Genomic DNA, 11,505 nt, shown 5'->3' with positions numbered 1-11,505 from the left:
CAGCGGTTAGTAATGCTGTTGCTCGATTAAAAGTTATGTTTAATGACGAATTATTTATGCGTCATGGACGTGGGATCCAACCCACTCAACGTGCTCGCCAATTGTTTGGTTCACTACGTCAAGCTCTGCAATTAGTTCGCAATGAATTACCAAATTCAATTTTTCTACCTGACACCTCAGATCGCATATTTAAGCTGGCAGTATGCAGCCCATCGGATATCCGCTTTGCACCTCGAATAATGAGTGGCATTGCAGGAAAAGAACCAAGTATTCAGCTTCACCTTGATGCTGAGTGTGATAGTAATTTAGCCGAAAAATTACGTTATCAGGAAGTTGATTTTGTGATTGATTATGCACGTTTTGATGCACCTGGATATTCAAGTACTGAAATTTTTAGCGATGAACTAGTGGTCGTTGTTTCTGCAAGCCATCCACGCATTGGTTTAGAGATAACAGAGCAAGAGTTTCTAGCGGAAAAGCATGCAACACTATCGAAATTAAATGGTATCAGCAGTTTTTCTGAGCGAGTATATGGAATCGAAAGTGGATGCCAAGCTTCTTATCAAGGGACAGGATTAGCCAACGTTCTTTATGTTGTGAGTCAATCTGAATTAGTGACGGTTGTACCTCGTTGGTTAATGGATATTATGCCAAACCGAGCAAACTATAAGGTATTGGCTTACCCATTTGAAAATAATAAAGCAGCAGGCTATTTAAGCTGGCACGAATCAAGTGAAAAAGATAAAGGCCATATTTGGATGCGTGATCAGTTGATGCTTATTTGTGGTGAAACTTTAGCTGAAAATATGTAATAGATTTAACGGACTATTATTTGAAATGATAAAGCGCAGAATCTTCGGATCTGCGCTTTTTTGTATTTTAATCTGGGGCTAGGATTAGTGAAGTGTGATCTATGTAAAAAAATGGTTAATATTTTATGTTTGTTTTTCAGTGTGAAGTGAGTGATTAGGGATTGTTTTCGTTTAATTTCTAGATAATTATTCTTACAAGTAACAAAACGACCGCCAAAGTGAATTGTGGCTACATTTTACCCCATAGACGAAGTAGGGGTATGAAGGTAAAGTAACTGAGTTGGCGCTTTATCGCTCAGCAATGCACCTCCTTAGTCGATTATGATCGATTTAAGGGGTACATAGAAAAGATGGTATTCATTTCGTTCCCCTCGTTGGTACAAGTTGTAGGATGATACGCATCTTCATTTAGGCTAAAAATAAGCCCTAACTATGTAAGATTTACCGAATGAGCGAGCGAGGCAACCTCATTAGGTGAGTTAAAATGGAGGCAACATGGAAATGTTATCCGGTGCGGACATGGTTGTTCGTTCTTTGATTGATGAAGGTGTTGAACACATCTTTGGTTACCCTGGCGGTTCAGTTCTTGATATCTACGATGCATTGCATGAGAAAAGTGATATTGAGCATGTATTAGTTCGTCATGAACAAGCCGCGACGCACATGGCTGATGGCTATGCTCGCGCAACAGGGAAGGTGGGTGTCGTTCTTGTGACCTCTGGACCTGGTGCAACCAATACCATTACAGGTATCGCGACCGCTTATATGGATTCGGCACCAATGGTGGTGATATCTGGGCAAGTGCCGAGTAATTTAATTGGTTATGATGCCTTTCAAGAATGCGATATGGTTGGGATCTCTCGCCCAGTTGTAAAACACAGCTTTTTAGTCCAAAAGGCTGAAGACATTCCTAACGTAATCAAAAAAGCATTTTATCTTGCATCTACGGGGCGTCCTGGCCCTGTCGTGGTTGATTTACCTAAAAACGTATTAAATCCTCTTGAAAAATTCCCTTATCACTATCCTGATGATGTACAAATGCGATCTTATAATCCGACAACATCGGGTCATAAAGGGCAGATTAAAAAAGGCTTGAAAGCATTACTTGAAGCCAAGAAACCCGTTTTATATGTTGGTGGCGGTGCAATCATTGCGGAAGCGAGTCAGCAGCTTATTAAATTAGCGGAAGCGTTAAACTTACCTGTTGTGAGTACGTTGATGGGACTTGGTGCATTTCCTGCCACGCATAAGAACTCGTTAGGTATGCTCGGAATGCATGGTACCTATGAAGCTAATATGGCAATGCATAATGCAGATTTAATTTTTGGTGTTGGCGTTCGTTTTGATGATCGAACCACTAATAATGTTGAGAAATATTGCCCGAATGCCAAGATCATGCATATCGATATTGATCCATCTTCGATCTCCAAAACCATCCATGCCGATTTGCCGATTGTAGGGTCTGCAGATGAAGTGCTCGATAGCATGTTAAAGCAGTTAGCCGAAAAAGAGACAAAACAAGATAGTGAAGCAATTGAAACTTGGTGGCTAGAGTTACAAGGTTGGAAGAATCGTAAATGCTTAGAGTTTGATCGCACAACCGATCGCATTAAACCTCAACAAGTTATCGAAACACTGTATAAGTTGACCAATGGTGATGCTTACGTTACTTCCGATGTTGGTCAGCACCAAATGTTTGCAGCGCTTTATTATCCATTTGATAAACCGCGTCGTTGGATTAATTCAGGCGGTTTGGGCACCATGGGATTTGGTTTACCAGCCGCTATGGGCGTTAAATTTGCAATGCCTCAAGAGGAAGTAGTCTGTGTGACTGGCGATGGCAGTATTCAAATGAATATCCAAGAGTTGTCAACTTGCTTGCAATACGATATTCCGGTGAAAATTGTTAACCTTAATAACCGATTTTTAGGCATGGTAAAACAGTGGCAAGATATTATTTATCAAGGTCGTCACTCGCATTCTTATATGGACTCCGTACCAGATTTTGCTGCGATTGCCGAAGCTTATGGGCATGTTGGTATTCGTATTGATAAACCTGAAGATCTTGAGGCTGGTTTGAAAAAAGCGCTGGATATGAAAGATCGGTTAGTCTTTATTGATATTAATGTTGATGAAACTGAGCATGTTTACCCAATGCAAGTTAAAGGGGAAAGTATGGATAAGATGTGGCTAAGCAAAACGGAGAGAACTTAATATGAGACATATCATTTCATTATTATTAGAAAACCAAGCCGGTTCTTTATCTCGTGTTGTTGGCTTATTCTCACAGCGTGGCTATAACATCGAATCTCTTACCGTTTCAGCTACCGACGATCCTACGTTATCTCGTTTAAACATAACGACCGCAAGTGATGCGCTTGTGCTAGAGCAAATTGAAAAGCACTTACATAAGCTTGTCGATGTATTAAAAGTTCAAGAAGTGACAGAGCAAGCGTATGTAGAACGAGAGTTGATGCTAGTAAAGGTCAAGGCTAGTGGTTTTGCTCGCGCGGAAGTTCATCGCTTATCCGAAGTATTTCGAGGCCAAATCGTTGATGTTACGGCTTCTTTATTCACCATTCAATTAGCGGGTGATAGTGAGAAACTCGATGCGTTTATTAAAGCGGTCTCAGAAATGACGGATGTAATTGAAGTTGCGCGTAGTGGCGTAGTGGGGATTGCCCGTGGTGAGAGATCATTAAGAGTGTAACTATTTTAATTATTGAAAAATAAAAAAGGAGACCATATTGGTCTCCTTTTTGTTTGTTCTCTGTCCCGTCCTAAATAAGGTCGGGGCGTTCTAAATTAAAGAACGTGTACAGAAGAAGTGTTAGTTGTGCCTGATGGTACTAAAGCACCAGAAACCATAACAGCAATGTCGCCTTTCTCGCCATAGCCAATTTCTAGCGCTAAAGCCATACCTTGAAGGTAGAAATCTTCAGTATCATTAATCGCATCAACAACGATTGGAGTCACACCTTTAGATAAGCAAAGTTGTGCCGCTGTTTTCGTATTCGTCGTTACGGCAATGATTTTTGCTGTCGGGAAGTATTTACGAATAGAACGAGCAGATTTACCCGCTTCTGTTGCCACAACGATAACTGGTGCGGCAAGTTTCTCAGCGGTTTCTACTGCTGATTTACATACAGCTTCAGTGATACGTAAACGTGGGCTGTCTAGGCGTGAGCTTAATTCAGCTTTCAATGCGCGATCAGTACGAGCACAGATTTGAGCCATGATAGTAACGGCTTCAACCGGGTATTTACCTTTTGCAGATTCACCAGAAAGCATTACAGCGTCGGTTCCATCCATGATTGCATTCGCTACATCGCCCGCTTCTGCGCGAGTTGGACGTGGGTTTTTGATCATAGAATCAAGCATTTGAGTTGCAGTGATAACCACTTTACGAGCGCGGTTACATTTCTCGATCATCATTTTCTGAGCGAAGATTACTTCTTCAACTGGAATCTCAACACCTAGATCGCCACGAGCAACCATGATGCCGTCAGAGGCTTCAAGAATTTCGTCAAAGTTATCAACGCCTTCTTGGTTCTCAATTTTAGAGATGATTTGGATATCTGCGCCACCGTTAGCGACTAAAAGCTCACGAATTTCTTTCACATCATCCGCTTTACGGATAAAAGATGCGGCAACAAAATCGACGCCTTGCTCACAACCAAATTTAAGATCAGCTTTATCTTTTTCTGCAAGAGCTGGAAGTTTTACTGAAACGCCAGGAAGGTTAACACCTTTGTTTTCACCTAGGTCACCGTTGTTAAGTACTTTACACTTAACTTCAGTTTCGGTAGTTGCAACCACAACCATCTCAATTAGGCCATCATCGACTAGGATTGTGTCACCAGCGGTAAGGTCTTGAGCAAAGCCAGGATAAGTAACTGCAACAGTATTAATGTTACCAACAACAGATGTATCAGTCGTAAACGTAAACTCTTGACCCGCAATTAGCGCAACATCGTCACCATTTTCTAGTTTGATGGTACGAATTTCAGGGCCTTTAGTATCAAGCAGAATAGCAAGTTGCTTACCAGTGTTCTTCATTACTTGGCGAAGATTATCAATACGAGCGCCATGTTCAGCAAAATCACCGTGTGAGAAGTTCAAACGCATTACGTTCATGCCTGCATTTGCAAGTTCAGTTAGTTTCTCAACAGATTCAGTTTTTGGGCCAATCGTACATACGATTTTGGTCTTTTTCATGTAGAAGTACTCTCCGGTAGTAATATCACAATTTCAAATTTTATGAGTTCGGATAAGGCATTCAATTACCTCAGTAAGATAATTCGATGTTTATCAAAACAGAAATGCTGTCATACAGTGTAGCGGGTATTTACTGGATCGCTTGCGTGATAGCGATCATCTTTTCACTATCGTTCGTTTGCAAGATTTAGATAAGCCTAAATACCTGTAATTAATTTTCTTAATTGAGGTAGGAATTTTACCAGTCTTTGTCGGTAAGATCACGAATCTTACTTGTCTTAGGACAACCTTTTGTCAGAAACCATTATTTTTATCCGTGAAATAAATAAGATTAATAAAAAGCCAGCGCAACTCTAGAGATCGTAACTTGAAGATGGGTACGGCGAGAAGATTAATTTTGGGGGTGTTATTTGTGTAATTTTATTACGTATAATTCTGTTTTATGAATTAGTAGTGAATAATTGATGGTTTAATAAACTGTTTTTTATTTCTTTATTTTTATTTTGTGATCTCGATCGTAATTTATTTTGGGATGCCATTGTTATTTATGTGATCTGTATCTTGTTTTTGTTGGTGCTCATTACCATTAACTTCATGATTGTAATTCATTTACGTTATTTTTGTGATTGGTGTCACTTTTATTTTTTGCCTTATGGTTATATTTAGTGATTTTTATCACATATTTGTGTTGGTGATGTACTTTGAAAATATTGTGTTAGATTTAAATAACTTCTTAATACAAATATTGGGTCTTTAAACCCAAACTTAGATACCACTGACGAGGTCATTTTATGATATCACCTGATGCTAAAATCAAGGTTCAGAACTTTGGTCGTTTTTTATCCAACATGGTTATGCCTAATATTGGCGCATTCATTGCTTGGGGTTTTATTACTGCTTTATTTATACCAACTGGCTGGGTTCCAAATGAAACTTTAGCGTCAATGGTTGGCCCAATGATCACTTACTTATTGCCATTGCTGATTGGCTATACGGGTGGTCGTATGATTGGTGGTGATCGTGGTGCTGTTGTGGGTGCGATTACAACAATGGGGGTTATTGTTGGTACTGATATCCCTATGTTCATGGGGGCAATGATCGTTGGTCCATTAGGTGGTCTTGCCATTAAGAAATTTGATGAAGCTGTCGATGGGAAAGTGAAGAGCGGGTTTGAGATGTTAGTGAATAACTTCTCAGCCGGTATTGTTGGTATGATTTGCGCCATCATCGCTTATATTGTTGTTGGTCCAGCGGTTAAAGTCTTAACATCTGGCCTTGCTTCAGGAGTTCAATTTCTTGTTGATGCGGGTTTACTGCCACTGACTTCAATTTTTGTAGAACCTGCAAAAATCCTATTCTTAAACAATGCGATTAATCATGGCATCTTTACGCCGCTCGGTGTACAGCAAGCTCAAGAAACAGGGCGTTCAATTTTCTTCTTAATTGAAGCAAATCCAGGGCCAGGTCTTGGTCTTCTATTGGCCTACATGGTGTTTGGTAAAGGTAATGCGAAGCAATCGGCTGCTGGTGCATCTATCATTCACTTCTTTGGTGGTATACACGAAATTTACTTCCCATATGTATTAATGAATCCGCGTCTTATTCTTGCTGTTATTGCTGGTGGTATGACAGGAGTATTCACTTTAACGCTATTTAATGCTGGCCTGATTTCTCCTGCCTCTCCAGGTTCTATATTTGCGGTTCTATTAATGACGCCGAAAGCCTCACTTATTGGTGTGGTTTTATCCGTAATTGCTTCAACCGCGGTCTCTTTCTTTGTCGCTTCTTTGCTAATGAAAACACAAAAGCAAACTGATGATGATGACTCATTAGAGATAGCGGCTGAAAAAATGAAAAGTATGAAAGCTTCTTCAAAAGGCGGATCTTCAGCCACCATCAATATGGCGGCAGTGAAAAATATCATTGTTGCTTGTGATGCTGGTATGGGCTCAAGTGCAATGGGCGCTAGCTTGTTGCGTAAAAAAGTACAGGCTGCTGGTTTAGATATTTCAGTGACTAACATGGCAATCAATAATTTACCTCAAGATGTCGATATCGTCATTACGCACAAAGATCTAACGGATCGAGCGAAAACTCATGCACAGAATGCACTGCATATTTCGTTAACGAATTTCTTAGAAGCCAGTGTGTATGACAATTTAGTCGCTGAATTACTTGCCGCTAATGATACGAATAAAAATGTGGTCAAGGCTGCTGACGTTACTCCATCAACATCGCCTTTTAAGCTAACGAAAGAAAGTATTTTTCTTGGAATGACAGAGACGAACCAAACCGACATTATTAAGTTTGTTGGTGAGCAACTGGTCAAGCAAGGAAATGTGTCTGAGGAATATATTCAAGGAATGCTCGATCGTGAAAAACAAGTTTCAACCTATCTAGGTGAGTCTATTGCGGTTCCACATGGCATTATAGATGCAAAAAAATATGTTAAGAATACCGGTATTGTTTTCTGTCAGTTTCCTGCTGGTGTTCAGTGGGGAGAAGATGAGGATTCAATTGCTAAATTGATCATAGGTATCGCAGCTAAAGGTGATGAACATATTCATGTAATTACCGCTATCACAAATGCATTAGATGATGAAGAAGCGATTGAAACACTGAAATCAACCACTAATCCGGAAGATGTTCTTCGTATTCTTAATAGTCAATAAAATATAAAAATTGACTGAAATTTGAAAGGCCTGTTACGCAGGCCTTGATAGATCTAAATGAATTGAACGTTAAGGTGAAAAATATGCAGGCTTTACATTTTGGTGCTGGGAATATCGGTCGTGGTTTTATTGGTAAATTGTTATCTGACGCTGGAATCAAGGTTATTTTTGCTGATGTGAATGAAGCGGTAGTTGAAGCGCTGGCTAAGCGAAATGAATACTCGGTGAAAGTCGTAGGTGAAAAGTGTGTTGTTGAAACGGTTAAAAACGTCACGGCTATTAATTCGACTAGTGATGAGGTGATTGACGTTATTGCTAACGTTGATTTAATTACCACCGCCGTAGGTCCAACCGTTCTTAATATTATTTCAAAAACCATTGCGCAGGGTATTGAGAAGAGGCTGAGTTTAGGTAATACCAAACCACTCAACATCATTGCCTGTGAGAATATGGTTCGCGGGACAACGCAACTCCGTAATGCTGTTTATTCTCATTTAAGCGAAGAGATTCAAGCCCAAGTTGACGTCTATGTTGGATTTGTTGATTCAGCGGTTGACCGTATTGTTCCACCTGCTGAAAAGGGTGAAACCGATATTCTAGCGGTGACAGTTGAAACCTTTAGCGAGTGGATTGTCGATCAAACTCAATTTAAAGGTGAGATACCCAATATCCCAGGAATGGAATGTACTGATAATTTGATGGCATTTGTTGAGCGTAAGTTATTTACCTTAAACACCGGACATTTAATTACTGCTTATTTAGGTGTGTTAGCTCATCATGAAACCATTATGGATTCGATTAATGATCCTGCGATTCGTACTGAAGTAAAAGCCGCCATGCAAGAAAGTGGTGAGGTTTTGATTAGACGATATGGGTTTGATAAAGAAGCACATGCCGCTTATATCGAAAAAATCCTAGGTCGCTTTGCTAACCCATATCTTCGTGATGAGGTTGATCGTGTTGGTCGCCAACCAATCCGCAAATTAAGCCCACAAGATCGTTTAATCAAACCACTTAATGGCACGCTAGAGTATGGTCTTCCCAATAAACATTTATTGAAAGGAATCGCGGCTGCTTTCCATTATGAAAATGCAGATGATCCTCAAGCGGTTGAGTTACAACAAATGTTTAAAGCGAAAGGATTTGATGAAACATTAGCGCACTATTCCCAATTGGATAGCGAAGCGGAAGTTGTTAGAATAGCGCACGAAATTTATTTAGAACTGAAGTAACTTACGATTAAGTTAAGGTGCAGCAGTTTTGTTGTATCTTGATTTTGGAAAAATATGTCAATTAATGTCCCACTAGAAAGTGATTTACTTGAAGCTCTAGCTGAGTCTAAAACTGCATCGGAATGTTTGATGGTGGCTTATGACGTCTTGGAAGATGGCATTGATTCATTATTAAAACGTATTTTTTATAAAGATGATTATGCCGTTAAATATGTTGTTGAACCGTTATTGACTAGCGATGGACCTCTTTCTGATATTTTAATAAGAGGTAAGCTGTTGTTAGGGCTTGGAGTAATAAGCAAAGATTTTTATGATGATGTTGATATTTTCGTTACGCTTAAAAGGTGGGTGAAAGTTCAAGATAATGAGGTGAGTTTTTTAGAGACTGATGTCATTTTTGAATTGAATAAAGTTCACGCGATCCAGAAAATCATGCCAATTTACTTTGACAATAGCGTCATGGAAGATCTTTCTGAGTCTATGCACGATATGTATATTGATAACTACACACAAAAAGTTATTTCAACTATCACATTAGCCGTTACCGATATGCTAACGGTGCTTGCCAAAAGTAATGCTTTAACTTCATAAATGTAATGTTTATATCCGTCTTATTTTCCATCTCGCTGGGTATACAACTACAAAAAAGTCGATCCCATTTGCATGGGATCGACTTTTTTAATGGCGTAAAATTATAGACCTTTAATATTTTCAGCTTCTAGTTCTGAAAAGTATTTTACGGTTTTTACTTTTAATTCTTGTTGTGCAGACTCATCAGCAATCAAGATCGCTTTACGATGCAATTGTAGAGTGGTAACCGTCCACATGTGATTAACCGCACCTTCAATTGCCATTTGTAATGCTTGTGCTTTATTGCGACCAAGCGACAAAATCAGTACTTCTTCTGCATCAAGCAAAGTTGCAACACCAATCGTTAATGCGTATTTAGGCACTAGGTTTAGATCATCGTTAAAGAAACGAGAATTCACGATGCGAGTTTCTTCTGTCAACGTTTTGATACGAGTACGAGAAGACAAAGAAGAACCTGGTTCATTAAAGGCAATATGCCCATCTACACCAACGCCACCCATGAATAAATTAATCTTACCGTATGAGCTGATTTTGTCTTCATAAGCTTGGCAATGCGCATCGATATCTTCTGCTTTACCATCAAGTAGGTTGATGTTTTCTTCTTGAACATCTACATGATTAAAGAAGTTGTTATACATAAATGAGCGATAAGATTCAGGATGGTTAGGATCGATACCTACATACTCATCCATATTAAAAGTCACAACATTTTTAAAGCTTACTTTGCCTTCTTTATAAGCTTCAATGAGATACTTGTAAGTTGTTAAAGGCGTGCCGCCAGTAGGAAGACCTAAAACAAATGGACGATCAGCGGTTGGATTGAAAGCATTGATACGACCAATGATATGACGAGCAGTCCATTTACCGACTTGTTCTGCGTTTACTAATGGAATAAATCTCATGTTTTTATCCTTTTCAAATATGTTGCATATGGATGTTTTTTTTTATTGTAAATTAAGTTGAATCCTTTTCATAGACAATTCCTTTGTAGTCTTGATCTGCCTCAACATTACCTAATATGCTTCATTTATCGCCACTCTTTTATTTTGATTTGAAACATTAAAGTTTCGAATTGATATTTTTGTTACTTTTTTATTGAAGGTAAAGCCATTTCAAGTACAATATATTTCGATTCGAAATCATTATCTTTCGATATTTTAGGTTTAATATAAAAATATGAGAAAAAGAAATACGCAATTACGACGTCATGAAATCGTTCATTTATTAGTAGAGAAGGGAGAAGTTAGTGTTGATGAATTAGCGCTGACGTTTGAAACTTCTGAGGTGACGATCCGTAAAGATCTTAGTGCATTAGAAACCAGTGGTCAGTTATTACGTCGCCACGGTGGGGCTATCTTATTACCTAAAGAAGTAACAGATAGCGTTGCAACAGAAGTCACGTCAAAACAAAAAGAAGCGTTAGCAAAAGCGGCATTAACCTTAATTCAAGATTATAACCGTATTGTGATTGATTACGGCACTACGACTGGTGCGCTGATCCCATTACTTGGAAGTAAGCGTGGGCTAGTGGTTATGACTAACTCACTGGCACTGGCTAATTCAATTAATGAATTAGAAAATGAACCAACTTTGATTATGACTGGCGGTACCTGGGATACCAATTCGGAATCATTTCAAGGCAAAGTTGCTGAGTCTGTATTGCGATCTTACGATTTTGATCAGCTATTTATTGGTGCCGATGGACTCGACTTAGAAAGAGGAACCACCACGTTTAATGAATTGATCGGCTTGAGTCAGGTGATGGCTGAAGTGTCTCGTGAAGTGATTGTGATGATCGAATCTGAAAAAATACACCGAAAAATGCCAAATCTAGAGTTGGGTTGGGAAGGAATTAATATTCTGGTCACCGACAGTCAGCTATCTGATCAAGATATGGCCATTATTGAATCTAAAGATGTCCGAGTAATACGGACACATTATTAACATATCTCGGCTTACATGGGGATCCAACCTCGATTA

Annotated in this window: 9 protein-coding genes; 7 read left to right on the top strand and 2 right to left on the bottom strand. The window is 39.2% G+C overall.

The window, feature by feature from the left end:
• From leuO to ilvN, 3 genes are all read left to right on the top strand, one after another.
• Window positions 1–812, top strand: an 812-nt coding sequence (gene leuO / locus FH976_RS06115; protein WP_194090012.1) for a transcriptional regulator LeuO, incomplete at its 5' end; no start/stop codon positions are given.
• 495 nt (window positions 813–1,307) lie between these two features.
• A complete protein-coding gene (locus FH976_RS06110) occupies window positions 1,308–3,026 on the top strand; it encodes an acetolactate synthase 3 large subunit (protein WP_194090011.1) in 1,719 nt (572 codons plus the stop codon).
• 1 nt (window position 3,027) lies between these two features.
• Window positions 3,028–3,522: an acetolactate synthase small subunit gene (gene ilvN / locus FH976_RS06105; protein ID WP_194090010.1), complete on the top strand. Its 495-nt coding sequence runs from the start codon at window positions 3,028–3,030 to the stop codon at window positions 3,520–3,522.
• A gap of 95 nt (window positions 3,523–3,617) precedes the next feature.
• Here ilvN and pykF read toward each other — a convergent pair whose 3' ends face one another.
• A complete protein-coding gene (pykF, locus tag FH976_RS06100; protein ID WP_194090009.1) occupies window positions 3,618–5,030 on the bottom strand; it encodes a pyruvate kinase PykF in 1,413 nt (470 codons plus the stop codon).
• Window positions 5,031–5,821: 791 nt separating this feature from the next.
• On the opposite strand from pykF, the gene FH976_RS06095 reads away from it, so the two are divergent.
• From FH976_RS06095 to FH976_RS06085, 3 genes are all read left to right on the top strand, one after another.
• A complete protein-coding gene (locus tag FH976_RS06095; RefSeq protein WP_194090008.1) occupies window positions 5,822–7,702 on the top strand; it encodes a PTS mannitol transporter subunit IICBA in 1,881 nt (626 codons plus the stop codon).
• A gap of 83 nt (window positions 7,703–7,785) precedes the next feature.
• Window positions 7,786–8,934 (top strand): mannitol-1-phosphate 5-dehydrogenase, encoded by a 1,149-nt coding sequence (locus FH976_RS06090; RefSeq protein WP_194090007.1) that lies wholly within the window; start codon window positions 7,786–7,788, stop codon window positions 8,932–8,934.
• 54 nt (window positions 8,935–8,988) lie between these two features.
• Window positions 8,989–9,525, top strand: a complete 537-nt coding sequence (locus tag FH976_RS06085) for an MltR family transcriptional regulator (RefSeq protein ID WP_194090006.1) — start codon at window positions 8,989–8,991, stop codon at window positions 9,523–9,525.
• A gap of 101 nt (window positions 9,526–9,626) precedes the next feature.
• Here the strand turns inward: FH976_RS06085 and nagB are convergent, their stop codons facing one another.
• Window positions 9,627–10,427: a glucosamine-6-phosphate deaminase gene (gene nagB, locus FH976_RS06080; protein WP_194090005.1), complete on the bottom strand. Its 801-nt coding sequence runs from the start codon at window positions 10,425–10,427 to the stop codon at window positions 9,627–9,629.
• A 274-nt stretch (window positions 10,428–10,701) separates the two neighbouring features.
• Here nagB and FH976_RS06075 point away from each other — a divergent pair, with 274 nt between their 5' ends.
• Window positions 10,702–11,469 (top strand): DeoR/GlpR family DNA-binding transcription regulator, encoded by a 768-nt coding sequence (locus FH976_RS06075; protein WP_194090004.1) that lies wholly within the window; start codon window positions 10,702–10,704, stop codon window positions 11,467–11,469.
• Window positions 11,470–11,505: the final 36 nt, after the last annotated feature.

This window comes from Vibrio hibernica (genome assembly GCF_015223435.1).
In the GTDB taxonomy this organism is placed as follows: Bacteria; Pseudomonadota; Gammaproteobacteria; order Enterobacterales; family Vibrionaceae; genus Vibrio; species Vibrio hibernica.
This window is presented reverse-complemented; position numbering and strand designations above follow the sequence as displayed.

Coding starts and splice junctions, on each gene's coding strand:
- FH976_RS06110 (WP_194090011.1), top strand. CDS start 1,308: ATGGAAATGTTATCCGGTGCGGACATGGTTGTTCGTTCTTTGATTGAT.
- ilvN (WP_194090010.1), top strand. CDS start 3,028: ATGAGACATATCATTTCATTATTATTAGAAAACCAAGCCGGTTCTTTA.
- pykF (WP_194090009.1), bottom strand. CDS start 5,030: ATGAAAAAGACCAAAATCGTATGTACGATTGGCCCAAAAACTGAATCT.
- FH976_RS06095 (WP_194090008.1), top strand. CDS start 5,822: ATGATATCACCTGATGCTAAAATCAAGGTTCAGAACTTTGGTCGTTTT.
- FH976_RS06090 (WP_194090007.1), top strand. CDS start 7,786: ATGCAGGCTTTACATTTTGGTGCTGGGAATATCGGTCGTGGTTTTATT.
- FH976_RS06085 (WP_194090006.1), top strand. CDS start 8,989: ATGTCAATTAATGTCCCACTAGAAAGTGATTTACTTGAAGCTCTAGCT.
- nagB (WP_194090005.1), bottom strand. CDS start 10,427: ATGAGATTTATTCCATTAGTAAACGCAGAACAAGTCGGTAAATGGACT.
- FH976_RS06075 (WP_194090004.1), top strand. CDS start 10,702: ATGAGAAAAAGAAATACGCAATTACGACGTCATGAAATCGTTCATTTA.